The following is a 26,258-nucleotide window of genomic DNA, read 5'->3' on the forward strand; positions in this document are numbered from 1 at the left end:
CGCTTAACTTATTGTGTTTGTTTTCAATCGTTCGATGAACTTCAGGTGATCTTCTCCACTTAATAAGTAATCAATATTTTCAATTATTGTACTAGCATTAGTTTCTAGCCATGTACATGTTATTCTTTTATCTATTTTAAGCTTAGCGATTAAACGCTGCTTCAACATAGGGTTTTTACATAAATAAACAAAATCCGATTCACGAAGATAGTCATTACGCCACTCCTTTCTCTTAAATTTAGGCGAAATCTGAATATATCCAAACGCAGATAATAACGCTACAACCCCCCCCCCTGCTATAATTTCATTCCAGTCAGCGAAACCAAGATAGTATGCAGCAACATAGCCAATCCCAATTGATAACGGTATCCCTACATATAGTTTATTTGGAAGTTTAAATGGCAAGCCAAGCTCATATTTGACAACCCATCGGTATGCTTCCTCACCGGCTGTAGCACGATAATCAGCTACTACGCTGGCAATCCTTTCTTTCGCATCAACTATCAAATTTATTTGATCGCTGTTCATAATACTTCCCCATTTTTTATTAATACAACTAGTACTTAATTGTGTTAATTATCCATTCTTTCACACAACTATAAGTGATAGCTCAATCTTTCTCTCAGGGATTCCGCCGCAAGAACATAGATATACCCGCACCCCGCAACGATTGCGCTGACGTGCAGCATGTAAACCACCTGATCAATAAAGTCCTGAAACAAACGGGCAGCCGGGCTATTGGTCACAGGATGATGCCCATACCCCATTCCAAATGTAACCCCCATAAGTAACACCACGATGCAGAGCACATCCCCAAGTATGCCGTCTTTAAATGAAACCTCGCCAGTAAAGAGCATCGCAATAAACAGGCCAATAGCCGTGAACATTGGATAGACAAAATACGGAGTGATTGGGTAGTCAAAGCCTCGGATAAAAACAATGTGGGCTAAATACCCGCCCCCAACAGCCGCTGCTGCATACAAGAGCACCACCCATAATGAATTTTTATTAATTCTTATCATCTTTGAACCTCAGTCCCAGACTACCCACTGATATTTATTTCACGTTCTTTTCTGAACATCTTCTATTTCAACTTCTGTACCACGCTGGAAAATCAGACTGATGTTTTTAATAACTGCTAGGTAAGCGGCATAGATGACCAGTGCATAATGGATATTTTTGTTTAACGTTTTAAGGGTGTCTTGATAGAAATAAGATGAATCCACCATTGTTATTTTTAAAAAATATTCAATGACTATTGGAAAAGCAACGCCAGCGAGCAGTACCATCATATTTAACACACCGCTCCAAAAATTACGCAAATCACCGTTCAGTATTTGCATATTCAGGAAAATTAGTAAGGCTGCTGGAGCTGCAATGAATATGAACAGAGGTTTATATGGGTAATCGAATCCTGCATAATACAGTCCCCATGCGATCAATAAACCGGCAATAATGGCAAAGATCGAAAACACCGCCTGCCCATAGTTCAAGTTAAGTTTTTTACTCACGGTTGCACCCCTTATGTTTCCCAGTTCTTAAAATCGTTTTCAGTGTTTGAGTTATGTTAAACATCAATGCACAAGCTAAAATAAGCATTATAAAGACAACATCCATATCATATTTTATGACATAGAAAATACCACCTGACGCTGTAACAATGGTCATGATCCTCCAGAAAACAAGTTTTATCTTTAACTCATTCATGCTGTTCGCTCCCAACGAGTTTCTTTAACCGAATGACATATGCTCCAGACTTTACATCGTAACGACCATTCTGGAGTGACGTTCACCTTCATATAGTTTCACGTCAAAAACGTTATTTTTTTTCCCCCCCGCCCCTTGATACAAATTTGTATCACAGATACTATAACACATAACTGTTACACGCAACATTTCTCTTTTCTTTTTATGGTGTGCGGCATAACTGTCAAAGTACCGCAAACGCCGCATTCAGGGGATTTGCATATATGTTGTGTCTGTTTGTAGTAATGAGACACCAGATAACGGATTTCAATCAGTTTTCGGGATGCGCTGCCGCACTTGACAATACGGTAAAACGATAAATAAAGAGTGAACTTCCGCAAATGCTGTTTTCGGCCTGGGTATTTAATTTTTTTTATGAGGTGTAACAGAATTTTTACATTCATCAACAATCTTCAGGTTATCCCTGAATCGTTAACGACGAGGCAATTTATGACCAGCGATGAGAAAACAAATTACGTCAACCCGGAAGCCTGTACACCGACTGACCAACCGGCACTGAAGTCGGGTACTCAGCCTGTTAAGTTGCATGTTCAGATTGATCCTGAACTCGGCAAAAAACTGAATAAACATCTGAAGGAATTCACGCTCGTTAGGAGTCATTTTTTATCTAAAACAAAACCAGAGTAAGTCACCTGGAATGCTGCCCCCGGAAATATGCCGGTGTAAGGAAACATGATGCCAAGCGATACGATTTATCTTGATACGGAAGGAACGGGCCTCAATCCCGACACTGATGCGATGCTGGAAATTGCCATCGTTGATGATGCTGGCCGCGTTCTGCTCGATTCGCTGATTGCGCCGCCACCAGGCATCGATGCCTGGCCGCAGGCGCAGGCAATTCACGGGATAAGCCCGGCGATGGTAGCCGGTGCGCCATCGCTTGCGAGTCTTGCTCCCCATATAGAGGCAGCGGTACTGGGCCGGGATGTGGTCATTTACAATGCAGCTTTTGACACCGGCTTTCTCGGTACACTGCTTGACAGCGCCCGCTCGGTAACGTGCTGCATGGAAGCCTGGTCAGAGCATGTCAACGAGTGGGATACCCGCTTTGCGCGACCGCGCTGGCAGAATCTTGCCTCTGCCGCTGCCGCAGTCGGGTTTATCTGGCCGGGTAACGCGCACCGTGCGCTGGCCGACACGCTGGCCTGCCGCGCCGTGTGGCAATATCTGCATAATCCTGCTGAACGCGAACGGGTGGATCTGATAATCCGACAGCAAAATATTACGAGAGAAGCCAACCGTGCGCTTGCGACAGCCGAACGGGAGAAACAGCAACAATTCGAGCGGCATAGTCAGTCTGTCAGTGCATTTCTGGCAGTATGGTGGGAACGGCGCAACCCTTCTCGCCACTGGGCCACCGGTTTACCAGTGAGACAGGCAAACGAAGAGTTTGCAAACATCTTCTTTGGTATGTCCTTAAAGCTTATCCGTCTGGAAGACCAGACAGACAGGGTTTATAAACGACGTAGCGATATCCCTGCGGATCTGAAAGCGGCAAACTGGTTCTGTAAGGAAGTCTGGTTTCAGGCAGAACTACAGCCCGTGGCCGCTTACGTTGGAAAGAAGACCGGCTGGCTTTTATACAGCAAAAGTGAAAACGACCGGCTCCGGGCAAAATACCCGCTGCGCTTTGCATCCGTCAGCCGCGACAATGAGTTTGTCGTCCTGCCCCGATCCGGTCTTAAAAAGTGTGGTCTGACCGACACTATCATTAACCAGTTAACTCCCGTCGCTGAGCGTCGTAATCAGCACACTGGAGACTGGTATTACGTCTACCGCTATCCCCGTGCTGAATTACCCAACCAGGAGAAAGCCATGTTCGCAGTGGGTCATTGCTGGCAGAATGACACAGACACTATACCCCAGTGATGAAGCACACTTAGGATACGGGAACTTTTGACATTTTGTTACGCTGAATATAAGGAATTAAACCATGAATACACAACCTGAACTGACCAGCCGTGTCCGTTTTCGTCTTATGCTGCAACAATACCCCCTTCTGGCTAACTACTGGAATACCCCGGATGATTGTCTTCGTTATCTTGAGTTGAAAGACAGCCTCGGAGTGCTGAGTCGTGGGGAACAAATTATGGCGCGTTTCTATATGTCTGTCTGGCGCGGTGATAATCACGATTTTGATTTTCTCGATGCGGCTGCTCTGCTTGATAACAGCGCGAAAAAAATTGTTATGACGTGGTTTGCCGATCCTTTCTGGCCTTAAGTTGCCCCTTTCCTGGGCAGGAGGATACCTTCCTGACAGATACATCAGTAAATTATCCGTTTCACAACTATGAGGATTTCAGTAATGGGAATAGAAGCTACGCAGTTTGTAACCAGCAGTGGTCGTCAGGTATTAACCAATGACGGACAACAGGGTATGGGCGGTAAATCGGGTTTGGGATCGACAACTGAAAAGATGCAGGGCCGGTAGCGGAAGCCATTTTTGCTAATTGTGCTGACCTCAATGACAGCCAACTGGATGAAATTATTAACTGGGTTCGTCTGTACAAAACACAGGCTTAACCGCGTAGGATAAGTGTTTCCTCGCATACTCAGTCTATCTTCAAGGGAATAAACGATGAAAATTCAGGTTAATGGCATGATTTACGATGAGGCGAACCGTGACTGCCAGTGTCATCTCGCCACCACTCAGAACGAATTGTTTGCCTTTATCCAGTGCCTCGATTTAGGTATGGATGGTCAGGAAACGCCAATCAAGAAACGATACTGGGGTCGCTATGACCATGACGATAAAGAAGAGAGTATCCGCGCCATAATGCAGAATGGTGGTAAATGGCCACTCTTGCCTCAATAAATTGCGCATGCGCAAAATCGCTGTTCGTGAGCCACTACTGAGATAAGGACAAACTTTGGAAACTGCTTTCTTTGATAACGATGAATACTGCATGGTTATGGCTCATGCCATTTGTCGCAGGTACAGGCATCTTGACAGCGCTGCGCAACATAAGGCAATGCTTGGCGATCTTCGGCTCATCATTTATGTTCATCCCCGTCCAGACACTTTCACCGCGTTGTTAACAGAAACCCTGTCACGGCAGGGACGCAAGTATCTGTCAGATCAGGATAACTGGGAAAGCGACCTGGCAAAGCTTATCAGTGCACTCAACAATGCGCTGTTCGTGCGCACAAAAACCGATGAAATTCACAGCACATGGTCTGAGGAAGATCGTCGTATAAGCCAGTTTCAGACGGATGGCAGATTTATGGAACTACTTCTGCGCAATGCACCGGTAGTTCCTCCTGCATGTATCGCGTTGCAGCTTGTCAGATATATCAATGGATACCCGGCGATACCACAAAGCATCACCGCTGCCGTAGTAACAATGATATTTCGCAACCTGCCACATATTGATTTACTGGATGAATCACTGATGATGGAACCTGCAATTCGTGATGAATATTACATTCCAGACAGAGATCCCCGGTTGAGCTACGCCTTGTATCTGGCTGACACTCTTTACTCATATCTCTAATTTCATCAAATATATCAGGAGTTCACTATGGCTAAATCGCCGCTTTCCACCCGGATCAACGTTTCAGACCTTACGACGCAGGACAAGCTTGTTCAGCCCGCCATTGAAGATAATGGCAAACTGTTCATTTTTGAAATTTCAGACGGCGTTCTGACGGTCACTCTTAAAGAGAAGTCTGCCCTGGAGCCAGCCTATAAACCTGCCCCGGCTGACCTGACAAAACTTGAGAAGAATATCGCTGAAAAGCCCACTTTGGGTGATCGGATCAATCAAACCCGACCGCGTACATTTCAGAAATAGGCTGTCATCCAGTGTCTGAAAACATGCCATTACCAAGCACCATGCTGATGCCGGTATCGGATATCGACTGGACGCGGGTGTTTGCCATGCGCCAGCTTGCGGTATCTTCCTCGGATGCGCCGCCGTATCTGCTTGCCCCCGAAGTCGCACTCTTGCTGAGCTACATGCACGATCTGCGCGAGCGGTGCTACTTTGAAACTCTGTGGAACTGTGGCGCCAGGCCAAATGAAGCACTGGCGCTCACCCCGCAAGATTTTGCCTTTGATGCTGCGATGCCTTACGTCACGCTGAAAACCCTGAAACAGCGGAACCGTGGCCGTGGCCGACCGCAGAAAGATGATCTGCCCGTGCGTAATGTGGCGCTGTGGGATGCGGATTACCGCGCCCGGATGCAGTCACTGATTGCCACCTTTGGTATTCGTAAAACTGATTTACTCTGGCCGGGCCGCAGACGTCGCGAGGATAAAGTACCTGCGTCTGTCTCGGCTGACACGGTGGCCCGATGGCTGAACAGAGCATTAGAGAATGCTGCGCGTGACGGTGTAACGTTTAGCGTATCACCCATCGTACCTAAAACCTTCCGGCACAGTTTTGCAATGCACATTTTATTTAACCGGATACACCCGAAAGTGCTTCAGGCGCTGATGGGACATAAGTCGTTTAAAAGTACGGAAGTGTATACCCGGCTATTCCTGTTCGACGTTGCCGGGCAGCATCAGGTCAGTTTTGGGTTTGACGTGGAACAGGCGCGACAGGCGCTGCGACTGGGCGTTTTGAAGTAAGCCCGGATTTAACGGTATTACCGGCCTGAACACGCTAAACAGAGAAACCGCCCAGCCAACAATGTCAGTCCCAGTGCGAGTATCGACAACGCCAGCACAGCCGATAAACGGAACAGCACCGCCGTACCCGTCACAGCCATATTACTAAGGTCATTCATACCCTGCCATTCATCAAATGATGGCGGGTTTAACACAGCGCTCAAAAACAGAACTAAAAATTTCATACTATTCCGTGGGTAACGTTAATCTTCGACCGTGCCGATACGCTTCTGACAATCGGCGCAGTACGCCGTTTTCTTCTCGTTCAGTTTCACGTTATCCCACATATGACCATTGAATGCCTCTTCACCGTTAAAACGATAGTGAACTGAGGTTGTGCCGCTGGCCGTGGCGCGAACATAAAACTCATCCCCGCCACAGTGAGGGCATTCCTGAATCCCGCCACTTATCTTCTTCATTCGAATGATTTCCTTTGCTCAGGGGGCAATGCCCGTGCTCCAGCGCCAGGTATTCGGGCCATCTTCACCGGCGCAGGTGTTGGCGACAATCTGCTCATACCGTTCGCCAGCCAGCTCCCGAACCATCTGATCAAGTACCCAGTGAAGATGATGCACCTCATCACTTCCCCCAAACCGGCAGGCCAGTTCTATTGCTCGTTCAATGCGTAATTGTTCGTCGGCCATATATCCTTCGGTATGTTATGCAATCTCAGGTCTGACTGAATTCTTCGCTCCCACTTTCCAGAACCGGGTAAATGAAAACTGTTACTCGGCGTTAGTCATCATTTTTGTTGATGCTGTGCTCTGAGGCGGTGTTTGTGAGGCTCGTTTTGAAAAATGGATCAGCTTTCTGAGTTTTTTCAACTGAAGCATGATAAATCCACAGTTCATCATGAAAAACCTTCTTCGGTACTGCGTCTTTTTTTTCTGTGTTAATGCTAACAGCCATAATTACCTCAGTGTCTTTGTCTGCATTCATAACATTCAGCCCCTGCTGGAGTTGGTTTCTTTAACTGGCGAAAGATATTATCACCCGCGTATTCTCATGATCACCGGAACTCTATTACCTGTTTTGTTGCCGCCAAAGAGCAGGTTCAACAGGCTCCTTTTCAGACCATAGTCCTCTTCGGGCAATCCTCGCATCCTGTTCATATCGTAGATATTCGGGCGTAGTGGCATTGCCCTTATAACGGTACACCCACGCCATACCGGAATGCACCTGTATAGCATTCACATCGCGCCCATTAAGAATCAACGTTGCCAGCAAGCGACCATACCGATCGTACTGTTTACCCGCGGCAAGTACCACTTTCCCGGCCACCATTTCTGACAGAGCCTGCTTTGAGCGTTGTCCAAATGGCTGTGCCTTTTCAGGGGCATCAATCCCGTTGAGCCTGATGCGGGTTAACACGCTATCAGCCATGATCTCTACTGTGTCTCCATCCAATACTCTGACGATCTTTCCATTAATATCAGCCTGCGCGCAAAAAGGAAAATTCAGTCCAATCAGAGGCAAAACCACGAACAAATATTTCATTTTTCACTCTGTACATATAACAGATAAGTGTTACTATCATGATACAAATTTATATCATGTCAATAGGAACTGGTGAAATGATTAAGCAGGCAAAGTTGACTACAGCAGAAAAAGCCTGGGCAAAGAAACTCAATAAGCTACTGGCTGAGTGTCCCTCAAATCGGATCGGGTTTGCGACCATTGGCGATTGTGAGGTGACGCTATTTGATGTGACGCGTTACGGAGAGATCTGCGACCTGGTAGATGACGAGCATGCTGAATTTATACCCGCCGCGATGCGTATCGGCGCGGCCTTTGATGAAGTTTTGACGTTCCCGAACCAGGTTGAAAGTACAGCAGGTTAAAGGGGGAGAGATGGCTACTTTGCAGGAAATAATCGACTTAACACCCGAGCAGGAAAAAGCATGGAAGAGGCTTGTTCGAGCGGTGCAGGATTTTAAAGCGTCAGGCGGTAAATTTTATAGTGTCCTGGACACGTTGAGCGCTTACAACGGTGAGCACGTCGCCACCATTGATAACGACACTGGATATCACACGGCAAGCGTTTATATGCCGAGCATTGATTGTGCCGGGTTTACCAGCTTTGCCGATGACTGGCACGGGATAACGCTGAAAGATGGCGTTGAAGTTGATGAGGACTAAACCCATGACGACTTATGACAACCACAAAACGCAAAAACCAGAAGGGCCATTTATCCTAATGACGTTTGAGGGGGACGATATCCTTTTCGATGAACGCGGCATTGTGATGATGAACGGGAGGCCGAAATGGAGTGGCGTTGCACGTTTATATTTTGAGCACGACCTCGGAGAACATAAGGCCAAATACTGGACGCGTGATATCAAAGAAGCATTTATTTTCAATACGATGGACGAAGCTACAGTACAGCTTTGCAAACTGAAGAACCCCCATTTAATCAAAGTGAGAAAGCTAACGCTTGAGGTGAACTAATGCTCATTAACGAACAACAAAAACAGGCGCTGCGCGAACGTTATTCCCCTAAACCTACCCCATCATGCCATATCTGCGGAAGTGAAATGACAGTGGAGCGACTGTCTGCCAGCCGCATCACTTATGGATGTACGGGGGCGTTCTACGACGACAAAGGATGCCATTACTCAGAAGGTCGTAGTATTGCTGATAACCATTACGAGCAATCCCGTGTCACTGTGGTCGATTTTAGTGACCCGGAAGTGCTGGCACTGCTTAATGAGCTAGAAGTCATCGAGAGCAAGTACAGGGGGCTGGCAACGGAGAACGGACAGATGCTGCGTCAGCTCACCAACATTAGCGAGAACCATGACGAATACGTTAATCAAGACGAGTATCTGTACGCAGGCGTACCGATGGATTACGTATCCGAAATTAACTCCTACGTATCACGCGACGTTAACGCAGAAAACCCATTTAAAGAAACCGACGCGTATCTGGTTGAAGTCCGGGCCAGCGGAGCCGACGCTGTTGCTAACCAGCATCAACGGAAATTTGACGAACTTTTACCGATAAATGTGTTTTGTGCCAACGAGCACAGAGCGGCGAAAGAGTTTGCTGAATTCGTAGCAACTCAACTTCGCAAAGGAGCCGCACTATGAGCAAGTTAAACAGAGAGCTTATTGCAAAGTCGATGCTCAGCAGCATTGAAAATTATGTATTTGAGGTTATCGATTCTGTTGAGAATGAAGTTGGTGTGCTGACCACAGAAGATCACCACTTCATCAACTCTTGTGTCAGAAATGCCGTGGAAAAAGCAGCAGCGGAACTGGATAGCGAACAGAATGTACTTCGTCCGGTAGGGGTTATGAGCGAAAAAGCATTTCACCGCCTTGAGAACAGCGAATCACGGTTTATTGCACTATGGCCACGTCCAGAAATTTATTTGCCGCGCAAGCGCCCGGACGACTGCGTAATCGTATACGCGCGAATTGCCAACGCAGGCAGTGGCGTGAAGGGGGAATGATGGGAGACATGAATGCACTATTGCGCCGCCTCGATAACGCTGCAAAAGGCGCAACTCAGGGGCAGTGGGTAGCGTTTACTCATACAGCATCGGGGACTTTTTCAGTACACACCCCGGATGATGCTCGCTGCGAAAACGTCATTAAATGGGCTGGTTTTGACTGCCTGGAGAATGCCAAAGGCAACGCCGAGTTTATTGCGGTGGCTAATCCTGAAAATGTTCGCCAACTGGTAAGGCATACCGCTGATCTAACTGCAAGCCACGAGGAATTACGTAGCACAATGTCTGCTATCTATAACTCGATTAAAGAAAGTGGAGGCTTGCATGCTGTAGCTATCATGAATGCAGCCAAACGCGCATATGACGATTCAGCGAATATTGCTGGTATTGCCGTGAAGGGAGAGTGAAATGAATTTAATCCCATTAACCCACGATGAACTTTGCCAGATAGGATGGAGATTTCTTCAAAGTAACGGCTTTAAAGTCGCATTTCATGACCGCTTCAAAGCATGGACACCATATGGGGAGCAGGCTGATGCAATCGGTTTTCGTAACGGTGCATCCTGTCTCCTGGAGGCAAAGTGCTCCCGAGCAGACTTGCTTGCTGATCGAAAGAAAGAATTCCGTATCGAGCCGGAGAAAGGCATGGGTGACTGGCGATTTTTTATCAGTGAGCCTGGAATAGTCCGTATCGAAGATCTTCCTGAAGGTTGGGGGTTACTCCATGTCGTGAAGGGCCGTGTAAAAAAAATTCACGGTTGGCCGGTCGGAAACTGCGACTGGTGTGTAACTGCAAAGAAGCCCTTTAAAGCCAATAAGCAGGCAGAGTGCGATTACATGTTCAGCGCCCTTCGCCGCCTAGACCTTCATGGTCATCTAAACAGGTGCATGAAAGATTATGCTGATTTCGGAACAGCACATAAGGAATTAAGAACGTAGAAATCTCGATATCTTTTGTTTGCGCATGCGCAAAAATATTATTCTTATTACAGAGTTAAACTCATGAACATGAAAATGAATATCGTTTGGGGTATTCTATTATTATGCAGCATCATCTATACGGTAATGGATATTTTCGGCGGAGGCGGGTTAATAATATTTACCGTACTACTAAGCGCTGGCTTAGTAGCTGCATTTATTATTTCAATTATTGTAAGTGCTATAACTGGTAAAACTTCCGAATACGAATGTGAAATAAGAAAGCTTAAGGATGAATTGGCAAAACTGAAAGAAACGCAAAAAAATGATATCGACAACATATAACATTTATCCTGAATGGGCCAAAAATGCTAAGCAGTAATAGTATTATTATGAGAATGGCTGATTGAGGTTACACTACAGTCAGGGAAGGGTTGCTGAAAGGTGGTGGTTTTGTGGTGGCAACCTTTTCCCTACCCACTCTCCTTCCATGATGTTATCCGTGAATAACTCATACCAGCATTTGAAAAGGATTTTGCACTCTATTCGTTTTACCGCGCAGGTGGCCGGTAACGCTTATCCTTGCTGCCGATTACAAACCGACAGTACCTCCCTGCACCACCAAAAACCTTTCGTCCTGTTTCTGACTTACATCACTTTGATTTTTGCGCATGCGCAAAAATCAAAGTCGTTTCGCAAAGCCTCGTAGATGTATAAATACCCAAAAATCAACGCTCTTGTCGTTAATTATTTCAGTGGTCTTGAAAACATTCACATTGCCAATATACTGTATATAACAACAGCATTAATGGTATGAATTATGATCCACTTAACCGTAACCGCACCTGTCAATGATAGAGAGCCTCGGCATCAACCATTCTATAATGAATTGATTTCCTGTGGTTTTCCAAGTCCCGCAGAAGGAAGTGAGGATGCACCACTGGATCTGCATCGCTACTGCGTACAACGCCCTGCCAGCACATTTTTTATTAAATGCGATGGCTTGTCGATGATTGATGAGGGGATCGCGCCCAGAGATCTACTTGTTGTTGATTGTTCAATTCAGCCATCACATGGCGCAATTGTCGTGGCAAAAGTTGACGGTGAATTTACGGTAAAGCGGCTACAACTGCGACCAGTTCCAGCCTTAATCCCTATGAACCCCGATTATCCGGTTATTCCCCTGCGCCCTGAAATGCTGGAAATATTTGGAGTAGTGACATTCAGTGTCCGGGAGCATACACATGTTTCTTCATAGTGATGCAAACGCATTCTATTGCAGTGTGGAACAGGTATTCAGACCAGACCTTACTGGTAAACCGGTCATCGTAGCCACTAATAACGATGGTGCAATCGCCGCCCTAAACTGCGAAGCGAAAGCACTAGGGTTAAAGCGGGGGCAGCCTATATTTGAGGTACGCGATTTAATCGAGCACCGGAATGTCACTGTTTTTTCATCTAACTATACGTTGTACGCTGATTTTTCTACACGTTTTCATAGCATTGTAGGCGCTTGCGTACCACGTCATGAAGTATACAGCGTGGATGAAATTTTCGCTTCTCTGCATGGAATGACTCATCTAATCGATTATCAGGATTTTGGCCGTGAACTACGACAAAGTGTTTTACAGCAAACATCGCTGACCTGCGGCGTAGGTATTGCCCCAACAAAAACGCTTTGCAAATGTGCAACTGCGGCAGCAAAAAAATACAGAAAGACACAGGGTGTTGTTGTCCTGGATGATCCTCAGCGTCGTGACCGGCTGCTTGCCCTAATGGATGTATCTGATGTGTGGGGGATAGGAAAACGTCTGGCCTCTCGTCTACAGGCAGTCGGTATAAATACGGCCTTAGACCTCGCTAATGCCGACACCCGCTTTATTCGCCGCTATTTAGGGGTAACGGTAGAGCGTACAGTCAGAGAGCTACGCGGCGAACCCTGCTTTGCTCTAGATGATAACCCCCCTTCCCGTCAACAAATTGTTGTCTCACGTTCATTTGGGGAACAAATTATTCATTTCGAGGATATGCGGCAGGCTATCTGCGCCTTTACCAGCCGTGCCGGAGAAAAATTACGCCGGAATAAGTCTTATGCGAGCGCTATCACAGTATTCATTCAAAACAGTCGGCATAACCCCCACTCTGCATACTTTTCAGCGCTGAGAACGCTCCCCCTTCCTGCGACACAGGACACCAGAGATCTCATTAATACGGCACGAAAAGCGCTCAACCTGATATGGACACCTGGAATTCAGTACACAAAAGCAGGTGTTATGTTAAGCGATATTGGTGATGGTCGTGAGCAACTAGATTTGTTCAGTGAGAATAAGCCTGGAAAGAATAGCAAGGCATTAATGCAGTTGATGGATGCGGTTAATGAGAAGCAACGAGGGTTGCTGTTTCTTGCTGGAGAAGGAATTCAACGCAGGTACAAGATGAAACAGCAATGGCTTTCACCCTGCTACACAACTCAATGGAAAGACTTGCCTGTTGCCTGGCTTAAGTGACGAATCAGTTTGCGCATGCGCAAACTGCTCCCGTATGCATAATGTGATCTGCACCAAGTATAAAGTTGTCACCCAGGGGTTCGAAAATAGCTCGGTTCAATCCTTTTTCACTTCATATTTCTGTAATGCCTCTTTGCCCTCAAGATCGATAATCTCCCGGAGTGCTCGGGGGTACTTTCCTACTCCCTTATAGTGGATAAGTTGTCCATTCACTCTGTAACTCTGTACGGGGCCGATTGAAGGGCGTTTTTTTGCTTTAATCAACTCATCGGGAGCAATTCCATCTTGCTTAAGCAAGTTGAGGTGATGCTGAATTATGCTATGTCTTTCTTTTTCCTGTTGTTCAAGTCGTTCTTGTTGAGTAATTCTCTTATCAAGCTCTGTAGTCAAATCAGCACTAATAATACTTAGCTCTCGCAGCTCCATTTTTTTAAATAAGGACGTTCGACGAGGAACACTTCTCAAGAACTGGATAACTTCGGCAACTGTTGGGAGGTTTTTTGTCATGGTGTTTATCCGTTATCGTTTGTGACGGATCATGTTGAAGGGGGTATAACCGTTATCTGTCAGCAGAAAATAATCCAGGTCATCCATCCTGTATGACTTTCCAGTAGTGGTGCTGTACCAAATAAGACCTTGCTCTAGCTCAGCATCTTCAACGTTAACGATAAGGCTGAATGGCTCTTTGTCAGTACATTCATGCTCACGTCCAAACAGTGGAGAGTATAGCCCAGACAAAGCGATCACCTTGTCACGATTTTCTTTGAAAGTGCTTTTAGCGCGGTAAATTGCAGAGTGCTTGAATTCACTCATATCACTAGGTTTGATTTTGAATACAACATGCTGAACAAGTGCCTTAATTAAGGAAGGACTGGTCTTACTTAAAAGCAACATCGTTTGCTCTATCAATTTCGCTTTCTTATTGTTAAGTAAGCTAATTTTCTCAGTCATGCAATATCACCCCTTAATTAAATTAATTAATGATTGCACAAAATATACCTTTTCACAATCTGGATTTGTTTGAATCATAACAGATACGTGATACATTTTTGTATCATGACAATTAGATGAGGATGCCAACTTGAAATCACTTAAAGTGCTGTCTCTTGTTCTGCTTACGCTTTCAGCACCAGTATGTTTTGCATCAGAGGATACACTCTCCTCACCGGTTGGTATGTTACCAACCAGTGTAACTGGAAACCGGGCAGGAGAAGAAACTCAGACATTAACTACAGAAACGCTTTTCGAACGACTGCTGCATCAGGAGAGCCGGAATAACCAATTTGACAAGAATGGGAATCCCTTAACATCTGTGAAAGGGGCTACTGGTGTAGCGCAGATTATGCCTGATACAGCCCCTGAAGCGGCACAGTTAGCAGGTCTGGAATGGAGTTACTGGCGATACAGGAACGATGCTACCTATAACATGGCACTTGGCCGGGCGTTTCTTAACTCTCAGCTTGAACGTTATGACGGCAATCATATTCTTGCTTTGGCAGCCTACAACGCCGGGCCGGGGCGGGTTGATAAATGGTTAAAAACAATCGGAGATCCCAGGGAGGGCGAAATATCAAATGAAGATTTTATTCGCCTGATCCCATTTCGTGAAACGAAGGAGTATGTTTCGAACATTCTGCACGGTACACCATCCAAATTTGCATATTCCCCTTCCAAGAGAATTGCGGTTAGTAAATCAGGAAAACGATTCGAATTTAAAGATACCCATCCGGGTTTTGCTTTTACAGTGGCTGTCAGCAGTACCTTTAACTCAGAATCTAAGCTGGTAGGTGGTTTATGAGCCAGTTTATCGTATCCGTAATATCGGCGGTTATTGCGCTGTCCTACTACCTGCTTCTGATGCCTGGCTTACAATATCTGCCTGATCACATTGCGCTGTTTGGTGTACTACCGGCATTCTTCTTTCTTCACCTGACCCTACGACGCGTTTTAGCGAGTAGCACAATTCACGTAGTAACACTTATTCTGTGCGCCGCGTTATTTACGTTTTATAGAACATTTAACAATGGTATGCCATTTCTGTACGGGTTGATTGGCTTGCATGCGTTGGTTTTTTTCGCTGCGCTTCTCACCGCCCCAGTAACAGAAAAAATTGCGACAGACACGGATACTGGCGCAGAGAACGAAGAAAAGGATGAGCATGAAAGATGACAGCTAAGCTTATCGGCGCAATCTTACTTGGAGTTGGACTTGTTGCTCTGCTCTTGATTGCAGGAATCAATAAATACTACCCGCGTACCAGCAACGTTAGCTCACGTTCTAATGTAAAAAAATACCGTCTGTCACATGAATATGAAAATAAGGGATTCTCAGAAAAAGGACAAAGCGAGGGGATTTTAGATATTCCCCGGACAGCAGAGAACATAGAAACTAAAACTCACGAATTCAGAAATGACTCACTTTTTTCATCATCTTCAAACAATGACAAATCGCCTCCGGGGGACAGCTTCTGATGAAACCAGACTATATAATCGTAGCGATATTCGTTCTTTTCATAATTGTTATTGGCATCAGGTCACAGGCTAAGAATCGACACAAAACTAAGCAAGTAACAGCGGATAATATTATTCAAAAGATAGCAACTCTACAGCATCCAGGACAAAAAATAGCGTATCTGAGGAAAGTTGACCCTTATGCCTTTGAGGAACTTATCCTGACTCTTCTTCAGCGGAAAGGGTTCGTTATTGCGAGAAATGAACGATACAGCGGGGATGGAGGGATCGATGGACGATTTAAACACAACAACGAGGTTTGGTTAATTCAGGCAAAACGATACGCATCCCGAATCAGACAGGAACATGTAAGCGATTTTGCACTGTTGCTTCAGGAGCAAGGCTGCAAAGGAATCTTTGTTCATACTGGCACAACTCCAGCCTCCGTGCGTAATTACATTAAAAACGAAACCGAATCACATATTGAGATAATTTCCGGCGATCGTTTATTAAAACTTTTCGACACCTCACTGAAACTTCATTTTTAAAAGGATGCACAAGTTGACATACCTTCAACTCGTAAGTGAAAATTCCTCTCTTCTTTTTCCAGTAGCTATAACTGCAATAGTTGTCATTTTTTTGATTGTAGTAATTTCATCAATAACGGTAGGTCTGATAGACCGCAGATTACGTAAATCAAAATTGGAAACTTTACCCGCCAATCAATCAGCCAGTGGACGCAGCATACTATTTACTTACCCCACTACTTTTGCAGGTGCAGAGCATGGGGAAACCGTTATCCAGCTACTTAACACGGATTTATATCAGTTCATATTATCTGAACTTCAAAAATTACTTCTGCTTGAAGGGTTTAAGCTAACATCATTCAAAAATAAGCATGTTCATCTTCCTCAGAAGAGTCATAAAGCCATTGCTAGACAACTGGTTGTACTTAAAGAGCAGTATCTGGCTCCCTTAAAAAGCCAATCAGAATGTGAAGAAATTGCACAGAACGCAATCGAAAACGGTAGTGCTGAAAAAATGCTCGAACGAATACTCGCTATTAATTCTGAATTGGGTTGGCATATAACGACGCACTTAGATGGTGACAAAGATTGGCTTTCTCAGGCTTTACCGTACCGCCAAATGAAAATTACCATCAGAGCAACAAACGAAATGCTCACCCGTGATGTAGTTCGTTGCTTTCGCGATATTGCTTATCAGATTAAGGAATCCTCGTTCACTGATAAAACAATGGAAACCGCAGAAACTGTCGATGTTGGTATTACCTGTGAAGTGCAGCGTTGGAACAAATCTGCCCCTCCGGGATTTTTTCCCGGCGTGGCCGGTAGAACAGTGCCGCACAACATTGAAGAACAGCATTTCAGCACGGTGATACCTGATTCATGCAAACAGTATGTATTGCTGTTGCAAGGCATAAATTCCACTTCGCCGGAAGCTATGGCCGCACTGCTCAATAACGCAGCCGAACGTATTGCAGAAGGTGAATCCACCGGCGCTGATTACGATGATGATTATGGATATGCTTTTAAGGTTTTCCATCCAGGCCAATGCTCTTGAGAAGCTTCGTTTAAGCAGGGCTTTTCTTTGCGCATGCGCAAATTGTTATCTCCATTTAAAACGGCTATAATGCGCGGCCTTTGTTTGTTAAGAAAACAGGCAAAGTATCCATTACATTAATCTCGCGTGGTGTCTGGCGAAAGGCTGGAAGGGCGACGCGGCCTAACTTAAGGTTTCCCATGAAAAAAGATATTCACCCAAAATATGAAGAAATTACTGCAAACTGCTCTTGCGGTAACGTCATGAAAATCCGCTCTACCGTCGGTCACGATCTGAACCTGGACGTGTGCGGTCAGTGCCACCCGTTCTATACTGGCAAGCAGCGTGATGTTGCTACCGGTGGCCGTGTTGACCGCTTCAACAAGCGTTTCAGCATTCCGGGCAGCAAATAAAAATCCCCCTCTTGCTGGCGAAGTATTTCGCCAGCAGTTGTAGTAAAACCAATTGTCATTCTAAACATCACTTACAGTGTTTTTTGCCGCGTGAATTGGCTGATCTTCTGTTCTACTACTTTGGATTTCTGGATAGCTCTATCTATCGTCGATGTTACCGCTTTATCAACAGCAGCCTCCAGTTTCATCAATGTCCTTGAGCCAAAACTCAGCCCCGTACCAAACTGTTTATCGAATTTATCCATGTCATTTTTACTTATGGATACCTTCCTGTCCTGAAGTGCGGTTTGTCTGAATCCAGGTGTTGTGCGTAAGTTAGCAAAAAGCTTTGCTTTATCATCAGTTATAATCCGAAGATTAACCCCGGTCTTAGTGAGTGCGTTGTGCAGCGACTCCTGAGTAGCAAAGTTTTTCTTCCAAGACTCCATCACTGTGACCACATTATCAAACTGCTTATCTTTGATATTAAACATATTGTAGGTATATCCCCATTCCATATGCCGCCACTTCTCAGTGTCAACGCTGATAAGCCTGTTATTCGCAAGTCGGACATTTAGCGTTGTTCCGGTTATTGACTCAACCACCCCCTGTGATTTTGACGGCACTGATTTGCCATCACCAGCTTCCAGCTTTTCAGCCGGTACTGAACGGGTAAAACGCAGTTTTTCTCCTTTCTGAACTTGTTTGTTGTCCACATGGAAAACCTGCACCGAATTATTACGACTGCCAGCAATATCAGCAGCATTGATATTGACTCGACTTCCGTCAGCGACTGAGCGTAGTTTCAACATATTTCCCGCTTTATCGATGGCTTCAACCGAATAGTAAGCTCCTTTCTCGATGCCAGGTCGCTGACTCTCAAACATCAATACCTGACCAGTTTTGTAATTTGTTGCCGATTTTTTCTCAAAAGGATCAAGGTTTGCATTGCGGTAGAAATCTGTATCTAACGCCGTTCCTGTCAGCCCCCCTTCCTTCTGAAGCCCTTTACGTATTTCTACGTCAACTTTGTTGCGAGAAAAGTAATCAGGAATAATTACAGCGGTCTTCTCCCTGTCTTGTGGCGAAAGATTCAACCAGGTTTCGGCCAGCACATTCAGACGAATTTTACGGTCATTATTAGGATTATGGGGATCACTGATTTCACTGACCATTGGACTAAGGTGGTTTAGCGCCTCTTCTATCTTTCCCTGTGTCATTTTATCCGATACCTGATTGATGGCCGGATTCAGTGATCGGTTGGCAAGGTCAAAATCAATATTAGTTATACCTTGCTCTGTTAATAAAGATGGCATGTTTCCCCAGGCAAGCGCATTCTCTTGACGGTCAGCAACCATTATCACCCTGGCCCCAACATAACGCGCTGCTTGTTGCAGGCGTATGACATTTTCAGCCCCCATCTGTGACACGTTTTCTACAACCCATAACTCTTTTCCGGTTTTAGTTGTTTGCCTTTCCGATATCCTTTGTTCCATCGTATCCAAATGCTGATAGATATTTGAAGAGAACTTGATGTGTTCACGAAGTTGCTTGACCCCTTCAGCCGTAGTCGAAAACCCCTTAACCCGGTATCCTCGTTCTCGGGCAATATCTTTCCCTAATTCTCGCATTACTTCCCGATGGCCGCTCAGATCACTACCGGTAATTAATACTGCCTCATCCCGGCTCGTCATGATGGTTGTTAATGCAGATTTAGTGGCCGCAGATACTGGTTCGGCCAGACCTGTACGCACTTTATCCTCACGGGCCGCCAGATATCGCTCAATAAGGGATTTACCGGCAATCGCTGCATATCGATCTTTACCCTGAAGCATGTGTCGCACGATTTGAGTTTCATGCCTGATATTTTGAGGCAAGGTATAGAAATTTTCACGATTCGGTTTGTCATGATTTACATATGACAGGCCAATATCACCTCTCTGACGCAGATTGTAGATAGCTTTTTCTGCATCGCGGATATCATAAGTACCCAGAGTGTTTTTCAGTGTTTCAGTAAGTAATGCCGTATGACTGAATACCCCATATTTAAGTGCAAGCTTTTCGGTCGCCTGCGTAATATCGGCATAAAGTTGGCTAGTGTCAGTCCGACCGCTTTCCAATTGAGCTGCGCCACGCTTCATATCGCCAACGGAAAACCCAGTAAGTGCCGTTGTTTTATTCGCTTCATGCTCATAAAGGGCATCTACCACCTTGCCCACATTATCCACATACAATCGGGCATCTAATCTGGCACGGCTAAGGGCCACATAGAAACTACGTTCGTTCACCAGATTTCGTCGCCACGACTCGATCAGTGCCATCACTCTGTCTACAGTCTTCCCCTGGGCTTTATAGGCAGTAAGCGCATAATTATGTGAAATACTATGTAGGTTTCCTGACTCAAGAGTGATACTTTTTCCATCTTCATTCGCAAGGGTAAACGTCTTACTGATTGGATCAATATGCGTCAGCGTGTACTCATCACCATTTTTCACCCCCAATTCTTTACGGGACTTAGTGAATATGATTTTCTCATTTTCAGAAAGCGTTACTGGCTTTTCTTTGAATACATCAACAGCAAATTTTGAATTACCGCTAATACCAGAAGGGTCAAATGGCATTTCTATCCCATTTCTTGAAACCAGTAGTTTTCCATCTTTGACGCCTTTAACCTCCCAGAACTCCCCTTTCGAAAACCCTGCATAATCTTGTTGAAACTCAATTAAATGTCCTAGCAGGTAATACCGTTGATCGGTACGTTCGGCTTCATTCAGGTTAGCACTCTGCAATCCACGTATGGTTATCTCATTCGCAGGTAGCTCACCACGCATTACTCGTTCTTGGTGAACATTCTGATTAAATTCGTATCTCCCTTCGTTATCAGGGATGATCACCAACGTGTTATTGCGCTCAGCCTCAGAAAGGTTCAGATAATCATTAAATATGCTGTGCTTATCTTTATTAAATACTGAATTTTTCAGCCGACTGAATGCACCTGAATGATCACCGGCTATTGAGTCATACACTGCTTGCCGCAGGTTTTCGTTCTTCTGGCGAATGATTGTTTTAACTTCGGAAGTTTGCATTTTGAACCCTTGAAGTACAGAAAACGGTCTACCCCAGTCAACTGACTCCATCTGCTTCTCATCCCCCAGAAGTAACATTTTTGCACCACTTCGCTCTGCCTCCTTAACCAGAGCATACATATTATTTGCACCAACCAGGCTGGCCTCATCAACGAGCCATACCTCACGACTGCTTACTGTTCCTTTCATACGTCTGAACAAGAAAGAATCTACAGTGCTGGCCGTAATCCCTGTTTCCTGAGAAAGCGTTTCTGTTGCAGAACCGGTTGGTGCTAAGCCAATGAACTTGAAGCCTTTCGATTCTCCATAGCCAATTAAACATTGGAGTAGTGTAGTTTTACCTGTTCCTGCATACCCCTGAATAGCTGAAACAAGATCCTGGCTATTGGCCGCATCAACTATCGCCTGCCGCTGATCCATAGAGAAAGAAAAGGGAGCACCAAACTGCAACGACTTTTCTGCCTCAAATTGATTTATCCAGGCTGAAATACCCTCGCTATCACCAAGTGCTGGCCGGGTCTGCTTTCCACTCAACATTGAAAAGACCATCGACCGTTCTTTTTCAAATGCGGCAGGTGTGGTAAACGCCATTTGTCCATCGCCAATACGGGAATGGCGAGGTAATAATTCACCGGTATTAATCATGGCTCGAAGAACCTGTTCAATATCGGTTAAATTGGCCCGTCCCAACGTAAGTCGCATAGCTTCGAGTGTTACCTCTTTATGTCCGAAAACTGCTTCATCGGCTGCTTTGACACGGTAAGCAAGTCGAACATCCCGAACCAGATCACGCACCTCCTGGTCGTTAAAGTCATAAGCATCCAGATACTGGCGAACCATTTTTTCTGTAGCTGCTGCTGTTTTATTATCAAGTGAGTCGATGCCAGTGGCATGCGGCTGTTGCGCCTGCTCAATATCAGAGTGATATAAATTTGTATCATTAGAGGGCGATAAAAGATCATCGGGTCTAGCCAATTCATCTTCCAGTGTAGAGCGAGGAACAGTAACCGATGATAGTTCTAAAGCCCCTGTATGCTGTTGTGGCCCATTTTTTCCCTCAGACATAGACTCAGGCAGCGATTTCTCCCCTGTGGGTTTCTGACGCTCTATGGAGCGCTCAATAACCTCGCTCAGGTTGACACCATGCTCCGCAACGGTGGAATCCCATATTTCCTTCAAATCTTCATAAGGAACTTCAGTTTTGGTATCACGGCTAAATAGCGCGGCTTTCTCCATCGATTTAGCATCAAATAAACCGTATTGATTTGCGTTTTCAAGTACCTGTGCGCGACGTTTCGAAAAAGCGTCCATCAGAATTTCAGGAACCCCCTTGATATCCCAGAAACCATTCTTAATATCCGCATCTTTTTCATCGCGCATTTCAATGTCATAGCCTAAACGAACTGCTTTCTTAGCAAAGATTGAACGATAAGCCATGCCGATAGCTAGTTGAGCTTCAAACATTTTTTTTGTTTCAAGGCTACGCCATTGACCAGTTGAATCCATGACAGCATTCATCACAACATTATGCGAATGAAGCTGTGGGTCATGTTTGCGTGACTCTGTATGAACGTAACTGGCATAGAGCAAATTATCGACTTTTGAATACTCTGTATTACCATTATTAGAAACTCGGGTAAAAGCATATTCCCTTTCAACAAAGGCCATTGCTTCCTTACAGGATTCTATATGTGCAGCAATAAGACGCTTATCCCCGCCAACAAGAGCCAACACAGATACGCTTTTAGGTGCAGATAATGTAAAGTCCCACGCTGGCACATGTTCTATTACGCCGCCTGCGCCTAACTTTCCTAATTGTGTTTCAGCATTAATACGGCCTTCAAGTAAGCGCAAAAAATCTTCAGGAGACACATTACCGTTTAAATCCAACAATTCGGCCCCCTTCCCTCCCCACGAAGAACCATTTTCACCGGAATCTTTATCGTAATATTTATCCGGTGAGTTATAATACACTCCTGCCTTTTTTGTATTTTCAACCTTTGCGACGCTAAGCATTAATAACCTCCATTGATATCAAGCTGATTAATGGATTTTTCAACATTCTTAACTCCCGCAGAATTCGGTTTATCCTCACCAGGATTTTTAATATCTGATTCAAACTGGGTATTATAATCTGACATTATCTGTTGATAATATTGATCATCAGCATTCATCTGTTCAAAATCTGAAGAGTCATCAGTTTCATCACTGGAGGATTTTTTCGGATTGACTGCCTGCATTGCCAGCGCTACTGGGTTAACAGGCTTCTCAGTTAATAATACCGGCTCAATAGGGTTATCAGTACCGTGGGCATCAGGGATTTCCTGAGATGATGCGGTGACATTCATCTGAGAAACATCATCAATATTCAAACTGGAATGTTCATCCTGAACGGGTTTATTTTTTACTGGTGAGTCACCCGTTATCGTACTGATAACATCATCCAAGATTTGTACTTTGGATTTACCGCTATCAGGATCTGGTTTTACGTTCCCTCTTGGGCGTTGAGACTGAAGTTCAACATTGTCCATGTCTCTCTGAATCTTTTCTAAAACTTCTTCTGGGGTAATTTCATTTTCCTGGCTATAGAGCGACATGAAACTCTCATCATTAAGGGCTGGAGTTTCAAGAATGCCAGGATGTAACGTTTTCATATTGTCGAAGGGGAATTTGATTTTTGCAACTGGCAATCCACGGCCTAAACGCAGGTAACAGGTATTGTCAGGCAGGGATGTAATCTGACTTTTAAGCACAATATTTTGCTCTTTATTCTCCCTGTTTATTGTTGTGGCATCACGCACATCGTTTGCACCAAAGCTAGTATTCTCAGAAGTCCTTTGGATTTCCTGATCACCTAACTGGTCTGCCAGCCATGCCGCCCCCTTACTGCCATTGATGCGAAAGGCTGCTAATGACCCCACAGAATCCATCAGCGCCTGAGCCTTTTTCTCTCCGTAAGTTGAATCCATTTGAGCGTTTGACTGAAAACCAAGAATAGGTATAGCCCCAAATTTTCGACCGGTTGCAATAAAATCAGCAATTGTCGGTATCTCATGAAGAGTACCTGCCTCATCAATCGACGCACCAATCAGCCGTTGCTCAGATGGCTCAAGCGTCAAAATAGCTGACATTGCTGACTCTATCATCATAGTCATCATGGGCTTAAGCGTGTCTTTCATATCATCGCGAACAGTAATAAAAACCCACGCATCAGAATCCTCATCCTGCGCCCAATCACGGAAGGAGAATCGCGGGCCTTTCGGCAAGGCAAGGTGTTTAAAGTTTCGAGTATATGCAGTAATAACTGCGCGAACTGAACCCGCCAGTTTATCCAGCTCCAGATTCATAATATTACGGGCATCAGTAGTGGCGACTACTTTCGCGATCTTGTCGTTTGACATGCGAAGAATGATGTTCATCAGGTGTTCTACCTGTGGGGTTTGAAAACGCCGCCCCAGTTGTTCGAGCAAAGCTGAGAACAATAGTCGTGGTGCTTCCGTCCAGAATGGATCACCGCCTGAGTTATGATCGGGGATTGCAGCTTTAGCAAGGCGGTCATACATGGCAGGGTTCTTACCCTCAGCCCAGAAATCCCATGAATGTGATCGGGTGTCAAAAACATTCAAAATGACATCTTTGCCAGGACGATAAAACCGCTTAGTAAATTCACCGGATATATCATACAAAAATGCTTTCTGACCCTGTGCCCTTATTTGTCGCAATATATCCCTTGCTGTAGTTGATTTCCCAGTACCAGGCGAACCTATTAAGGCTATGCCAGAGTTCTCCTGAAAACGAATCAGCGGGATTCCAGCAATACTAATTCTTGATGGTCGCCCATCTTCATTTATGCGGTCTTGTGCGGCGGTTTTCAGGTCTTCCAAAGCCACAATTTCTGTGCCACGTAAATGTTCGTCCTTACTTTCCTCCTTGCCCTTACCCAGAACAAAGCGGAACAGATACCACGCAGCAACCAGCGCTATAAGGGTTGAAAGTAACAGGCTTTTTAATAGGTTACTGTAAAGCGTGGCGGCATGAATCTGCATGGCCGGAGAATGTACAATTTGGGAGTCAGTGACATTCACTGTGCGGCCATCAGGTAGTAGCAAAGATGTTTTTCCATTCTCCATCCCAAGATGATCCACAAAGATGGATGAATAGAAATATTTCAGGCCCATATACCAGTCAGTGCTGTCACTAAAACGATAAGTCATCAATCCCGTTGATAAGGTGAAAACAATAAAAACAATTTTAAAGTAACGCGTCAGTGTTTGATGCAGCATTCGAATAAAGTGCATCAAAACCTGACCGCCACGGTTTAGCTCCTGAACGGTGCTACTGTCCTGCTTCTTATCCACCATAATTACTCCTCAATACCTAACTGCTGAAGCAGCGCTTGTACTCGGGATGTAGCTTTCGAAAAGATAAATTCATTAGCAATTTGGGTTGCCTGTTCTTCAGACAATGACGGGTTTTGCTGCATGATGAAGAACACGGAAAGATATATCAGGATGTAATTCGCTGAAGCTGAATGACGGATATGTGTATCACTTTTAAAAGTTGATGTGCCTGCATCAGTTAACGCTGCAATTACATATTTCTTTGCCAACTCGTTTTTCGATACACCGCGCCGGTCGGCTTCTTTTTCCAGTGCATGGTCTAGTGAATTTGATAAGCGAAACTGTGTTTGTTTCGCCCTCTTTAAGTCCGACATGAAGAAAACCCTCTTTTGATGATAAGCCATGATACAAATTTGTATCACAAAAAAGGGTATACATCCATAAAGCCACGGCTAATGCGGCCTGTAACGAGAAATGATTGTCAATTGGTATACCGGCGTTTTTTTCGGTGGTATGCCACGCTCAACCCTTTCCAGTTCTGGGTTCTGAGTGTGAAAAAGCAGGTGTGGTATACCATTTTGCACATGGCGTGGTATACCCCGAAAGCTAGGCGCAGCAAGGCTTTCGGCAGAGCATTGTATAATGCGTGGGGTGTGACGCTTTTTCTTGGCCTGACTCTACCATCGAACCCAACCTACCTTGTTTTTCTCCTGTCTGAATTTCGCTTCTGGCCAACTGACTACCCTCGGGATCAATATTCAGGTCGAGCACTATGACCGGGAATGGGTATTCACCTCATCAACTACCGCTGAGATCTGACGATCAGGGCGTATCTGCGCAGCAGTGCGCCCCCTGCCTGTGGTCACGTTCCGGCGCAACATCGGGGCGATGTGCCAGCACCGCACCGGACGGCGGGAACGGCTCAGCAGCAGAACGCTGGCGCGGCGGCGGTGGCTGACTGAATGCGGGGCGTATCTGCGCAGCAGTGCGCCCCCTGCCTGCGGTCACGCTCCGGGACAACATCAGGACTACGCGCCAGCACCGCACCGGACGGCGGGAACGGCTCAGCAGCAGAACGCTGGCGCGGCGGCGGTGGCTGACTGAATGCGGGGCGTATCTGCGCAGCAGTGCGCCCCCTGCCTGCGGTCACGTTCCGGCGCAACATAGG

Annotated in this window: 38 protein-coding genes and 1 pseudogene; 24 read left to right on the plus strand and 15 right to left on the minus strand. The window is 45.4% G+C overall.

Features of this window, described 5'->3' with window-relative positions; genetic code table 11:
* Positions 1 to 3: 3 nt before the first annotated feature.
* From BZK41_RS23335 to BZK41_RS27325, 4 genes are all read right to left on the minus strand, one after another.
* On the minus strand, positions 4 to 528 hold the full coding sequence (locus BZK41_RS23335) for a hypothetical protein (RefSeq protein WP_079939742.1): 525 nt from the start codon (positions 526 to 528) through the stop codon (positions 4 to 6).
* A gap of 68 nt (positions 529 to 596) precedes the next feature.
* Positions 597 to 1,022, minus strand: a complete 426-nt coding sequence (locus tag BZK41_RS23340) for a hypothetical protein (protein ID WP_079939743.1) — start codon at positions 1,020 to 1,022, stop codon at positions 597 to 599.
* Between the two features lie 39 nt (positions 1,023 to 1,061).
* Positions 1,062 to 1,511: a hypothetical protein gene (locus BZK41_RS23345; protein ID WP_079939744.1), complete on the minus strand. Its 450-nt coding sequence runs from the start codon at positions 1,509 to 1,511 to the stop codon at positions 1,062 to 1,064.
* Positions 1,504 to 1,668, minus strand: coding sequence for a hypothetical protein (locus tag BZK41_RS27325; protein ID WP_172313283.1), 165 nt, complete (start codon positions 1,666 to 1,668; stop codon positions 1,504 to 1,506). Before BZK41_RS27325 ends, BZK41_RS23345 begins: the two co-directional genes overlap by 8 nt.
* A gap of 528 nt (positions 1,669 to 2,196) precedes the next feature.
* Between BZK41_RS27325 and BZK41_RS23355 the strand changes: the two genes are divergently transcribed.
* From BZK41_RS23355 to BZK41_RS23390, 8 genes and pseudogenes are all read left to right on the plus strand, one after another.
* Positions 2,197 to 2,394, plus strand: a complete 198-nt coding sequence (locus tag BZK41_RS23355; protein ID WP_079939746.1) for a hypothetical protein — start codon at positions 2,197 to 2,199, stop codon at positions 2,392 to 2,394.
* Positions 2,395 to 2,439: 45 nt separating this feature from the next.
* Positions 2,440 to 3,636 carry a 3'-5' exonuclease gene (locus BZK41_RS23360; RefSeq protein WP_253193787.1) on the plus strand — a complete coding sequence of 399 codons (1,197 nt, stop codon included), beginning with the start codon at positions 2,440 to 2,442 and terminating at the stop codon, positions 3,634 to 3,636.
* Between the two features lie 64 nt (positions 3,637 to 3,700).
* Entirely contained in the window at positions 3,701 to 3,988 is a 288-nt protein-coding gene (locus BZK41_RS23365) for a hypothetical protein (RefSeq protein WP_044702764.1), read from the plus strand.
* Positions 3,989 to 4,072: 84 nt separating this feature from the next.
* Positions 4,073 to 4,290, plus strand: a pseudogene (locus BZK41_RS23370) (hypothetical protein).
* Positions 4,291 to 4,345: 55 nt separating this feature from the next.
* Positions 4,346 to 4,582 (plus strand): hypothetical protein, encoded by a 237-nt coding sequence (locus BZK41_RS23375; RefSeq protein ID WP_044702766.1) that lies wholly within the window; start codon positions 4,346 to 4,348, stop codon positions 4,580 to 4,582.
* A gap of 55 nt (positions 4,583 to 4,637) precedes the next feature.
* Positions 4,638 to 5,261, plus strand: a complete 624-nt coding sequence (locus BZK41_RS23380) for a hypothetical protein (protein ID WP_079939748.1) — start codon at positions 4,638 to 4,640, stop codon at positions 5,259 to 5,261.
* A 27-nt stretch (positions 5,262 to 5,288) separates the two neighbouring features.
* Positions 5,289 to 5,561 (plus strand): hypothetical protein, encoded by a 273-nt coding sequence (locus BZK41_RS23385; RefSeq protein WP_079939749.1) that lies wholly within the window; start codon positions 5,289 to 5,291, stop codon positions 5,559 to 5,561.
* Between the two features lie 23 nt (positions 5,562 to 5,584).
* Entirely contained in the window at positions 5,585 to 6,343 is a 759-nt protein-coding gene (locus tag BZK41_RS23390) for a tyrosine-type recombinase/integrase (RefSeq protein WP_168216512.1), read from the plus strand.
* A gap of 17 nt (positions 6,344 to 6,360) precedes the next feature.
* Here the strand turns inward: BZK41_RS23390 and BZK41_RS23395 are convergent, their stop codons facing one another.
* From BZK41_RS23395 to BZK41_RS23415, 5 genes are all read right to left on the minus strand, one after another.
* Positions 6,361 to 6,567: a hypothetical protein gene (locus BZK41_RS23395; protein WP_079939751.1), complete on the minus strand. Its 207-nt coding sequence runs from the start codon at positions 6,565 to 6,567 to the stop codon at positions 6,361 to 6,363.
* Positions 6,568 to 6,585: 18 nt separating this feature from the next.
* A complete protein-coding gene (locus tag BZK41_RS23400) occupies positions 6,586 to 6,801 on the minus strand; it encodes a hypothetical protein (protein ID WP_079939752.1) in 216 nt (71 codons plus the stop codon).
* An 18-nt stretch (positions 6,802 to 6,819) separates the two neighbouring features.
* Positions 6,820 to 7,026, minus strand: a complete 207-nt coding sequence (locus tag BZK41_RS23405; protein ID WP_079939753.1) for a hypothetical protein — start codon at positions 7,024 to 7,026, stop codon at positions 6,820 to 6,822.
* A gap of 91 nt (positions 7,027 to 7,117) precedes the next feature.
* On the minus strand, positions 7,118 to 7,321 hold the full coding sequence (locus BZK41_RS23410; protein ID WP_079939754.1) for a hypothetical protein: 204 nt from the start codon (positions 7,319 to 7,321) through the stop codon (positions 7,118 to 7,120).
* 84 nt (positions 7,322 to 7,405) lie between these two features.
* Positions 7,406 to 7,879 carry a thermonuclease family protein gene (locus tag BZK41_RS23415; protein ID WP_079939755.1) on the minus strand — a complete coding sequence of 158 codons (474 nt, stop codon included), beginning with the start codon at positions 7,877 to 7,879 and terminating at the stop codon, positions 7,406 to 7,408.
* A 77-nt stretch (positions 7,880 to 7,956) separates the two neighbouring features.
* Here BZK41_RS23415 and BZK41_RS23420 point away from each other — a divergent pair, with 77 nt between their 5' ends.
* The 10 genes from BZK41_RS23420 to umuC all read left to right on the plus strand — a co-directional run bounded on the left by BZK41_RS23420 (position 7,957) and on the right by umuC (position 13,262).
* Complete coding sequence (locus BZK41_RS23420; RefSeq protein ID WP_127785442.1) at positions 7,957 to 8,223, plus strand: hypothetical protein; 267 nt, start codon at positions 7,957 to 7,959, stop codon at positions 8,221 to 8,223.
* 10 nt (positions 8,224 to 8,233) lie between these two features.
* Positions 8,234 to 8,521 carry a hypothetical protein gene (locus BZK41_RS23425; protein WP_044702780.1) on the plus strand — a complete coding sequence of 96 codons (288 nt, stop codon included), beginning with the start codon at positions 8,234 to 8,236 and terminating at the stop codon, positions 8,519 to 8,521.
* 4 nt (positions 8,522 to 8,525) lie between these two features.
* Entirely contained in the window at positions 8,526 to 8,831 is a 306-nt protein-coding gene (locus BZK41_RS23430; protein WP_079939756.1) for a hypothetical protein, read from the plus strand.
* Between the two features lie 5 nt (positions 8,832 to 8,836).
* Positions 8,837 to 9,472 (plus strand): ead/Ea22-like family protein, encoded by a 636-nt coding sequence (locus BZK41_RS27630; RefSeq protein WP_253193788.1) that lies wholly within the window; start codon positions 8,837 to 8,839, stop codon positions 9,470 to 9,472.
* On the plus strand, positions 9,469 to 9,837 hold the full coding sequence (locus BZK41_RS27635) for a hypothetical protein (protein ID WP_079939757.1): 369 nt from the start codon (positions 9,469 to 9,471) through the stop codon (positions 9,835 to 9,837). Before BZK41_RS27630 ends, BZK41_RS27635 begins: the two co-directional genes overlap by 4 nt.
* Entirely contained in the window at positions 9,834 to 10,244 is a 411-nt protein-coding gene (locus tag BZK41_RS27640) for an ead/Ea22-like family protein (RefSeq protein ID WP_227797202.1), read from the plus strand. The genes BZK41_RS27635 and BZK41_RS27640 overlap by 4 nt, the downstream gene beginning before the upstream one ends.
* Positions 10,245 to 10,254: 10 nt before the next feature.
* Positions 10,255 to 10,776 (plus strand): hypothetical protein, encoded by a 522-nt coding sequence (locus tag BZK41_RS23450; protein ID WP_079939774.1) that lies wholly within the window; start codon positions 10,255 to 10,257, stop codon positions 10,774 to 10,776.
* A 75-nt stretch (positions 10,777 to 10,851) separates the two neighbouring features.
* Positions 10,852 to 11,100: a hypothetical protein gene (locus BZK41_RS23455; RefSeq protein WP_139762659.1), complete on the plus strand. Its 249-nt coding sequence runs from the start codon at positions 10,852 to 10,854 to the stop codon at positions 11,098 to 11,100.
* A gap of 475 nt (positions 11,101 to 11,575) precedes the next feature.
* Positions 11,576 to 12,013: a translesion error-prone DNA polymerase V autoproteolytic subunit gene (umuD, locus tag BZK41_RS23465; protein WP_079939760.1), complete on the plus strand. Its 438-nt coding sequence runs from the start codon at positions 11,576 to 11,578 to the stop codon at positions 12,011 to 12,013.
* A complete protein-coding gene (gene umuC, locus BZK41_RS23470; protein WP_079939761.1) occupies positions 12,000 to 13,262 on the plus strand; it encodes a translesion error-prone DNA polymerase V subunit UmuC in 1,263 nt (420 codons plus the stop codon). Before umuD ends, umuC begins: the two co-directional genes overlap by 14 nt.
* A gap of 96 nt (positions 13,263 to 13,358) precedes the next feature.
* On the opposite strand, the gene BZK41_RS23475 is transcribed toward umuC, so the two are convergent.
* Positions 13,359 to 13,769: an H-NS histone family protein gene (locus tag BZK41_RS23475; protein WP_044702888.1), complete on the minus strand. Its 411-nt coding sequence runs from the start codon at positions 13,767 to 13,769 to the stop codon at positions 13,359 to 13,361.
* 12 nt (positions 13,770 to 13,781) lie between these two features.
* Positions 13,782 to 14,213, minus strand: a complete 432-nt coding sequence (locus BZK41_RS23480; protein WP_079939762.1) for a hypothetical protein — start codon at positions 14,211 to 14,213, stop codon at positions 13,782 to 13,784.
* A gap of 130 nt (positions 14,214 to 14,343) precedes the next feature.
* Here BZK41_RS23480 and BZK41_RS23485 point away from each other — a divergent pair, with 130 nt between their 5' ends.
* From BZK41_RS23485 to rpmE, 6 genes are all read left to right on the plus strand, one after another.
* A complete protein-coding gene (locus tag BZK41_RS23485; protein ID WP_079939763.1) occupies positions 14,344 to 15,060 on the plus strand; it encodes a transglycosylase SLT domain-containing protein in 717 nt (238 codons plus the stop codon).
* Entirely contained in the window at positions 15,057 to 15,431 is a 375-nt protein-coding gene (locus BZK41_RS23490; RefSeq protein WP_079939764.1) for a hypothetical protein, read from the plus strand. The genes BZK41_RS23485 and BZK41_RS23490 overlap by 4 nt, the downstream gene beginning before the upstream one ends.
* A complete protein-coding gene (locus BZK41_RS23495) occupies positions 15,428 to 15,733 on the plus strand; it encodes a hypothetical protein (RefSeq protein ID WP_079939765.1) in 306 nt (101 codons plus the stop codon). Before BZK41_RS23490 ends, BZK41_RS23495 begins: the two co-directional genes overlap by 4 nt.
* Positions 15,733 to 16,260 carry a restriction endonuclease gene (locus BZK41_RS23500; RefSeq protein ID WP_079939766.1) on the plus strand — a complete coding sequence of 176 codons (528 nt, stop codon included), beginning with the start codon at positions 15,733 to 15,735 and terminating at the stop codon, positions 16,258 to 16,260. The genes BZK41_RS23495 and BZK41_RS23500 overlap by 1 nt, the downstream gene beginning before the upstream one ends.
* A gap of 13 nt (positions 16,261 to 16,273) precedes the next feature.
* Positions 16,274 to 17,293 carry a hypothetical protein gene (locus BZK41_RS23505; RefSeq protein WP_139762660.1) on the plus strand — a complete coding sequence of 340 codons (1,020 nt, stop codon included), beginning with the start codon at positions 16,274 to 16,276 and terminating at the stop codon, positions 17,291 to 17,293.
* Between the two features lie 179 nt (positions 17,294 to 17,472).
* Complete coding sequence (gene rpmE / locus BZK41_RS23510; RefSeq protein ID WP_008787040.1) at positions 17,473 to 17,685, plus strand: 50S ribosomal protein L31; 213 nt, start codon at positions 17,473 to 17,475, stop codon at positions 17,683 to 17,685.
* A gap of 71 nt (positions 17,686 to 17,756) precedes the next feature.
* Here the strand turns inward: rpmE and mobF are convergent, their stop codons facing one another.
* The 4 genes from mobF to BZK41_RS27330 form a co-directional block, all read right to left on the minus strand.
* Positions 17,757 to 22,766, minus strand: a complete 5,010-nt coding sequence (gene mobF / locus BZK41_RS23515) for a MobF family relaxase (RefSeq protein ID WP_079939768.1) — start codon at positions 22,764 to 22,766, stop codon at positions 17,757 to 17,759.
* Complete coding sequence (locus tag BZK41_RS23520) at positions 22,766 to 25,111, minus strand: type IV secretion system DNA-binding domain-containing protein (RefSeq protein WP_079939769.1); 2,346 nt, start codon at positions 25,109 to 25,111, stop codon at positions 22,766 to 22,768. Before BZK41_RS23520 ends, mobF begins: the two co-directional genes overlap by 1 nt.
* 2 nt (positions 25,112 to 25,113) lie before the next feature.
* Positions 25,114 to 25,464, minus strand: a complete 351-nt coding sequence (locus BZK41_RS23525) for a hypothetical protein (RefSeq protein WP_079939776.1) — start codon at positions 25,462 to 25,464, stop codon at positions 25,114 to 25,116.
* Between the two features lie 548 nt (positions 25,465 to 26,012).
* The coding region (locus BZK41_RS27330; protein WP_216350686.1) for a hypothetical protein at positions 26,013 to 26,258 on the minus strand (246 nt) is incomplete at its 5' end.

The sequence above is a fragment of the Citrobacter sp. A316 genome, from assembly GCF_002042945.1.
GTDB lineage: Bacteria > Pseudomonadota > Gammaproteobacteria > Enterobacterales > Enterobacteriaceae > Citrobacter > Citrobacter portucalensis.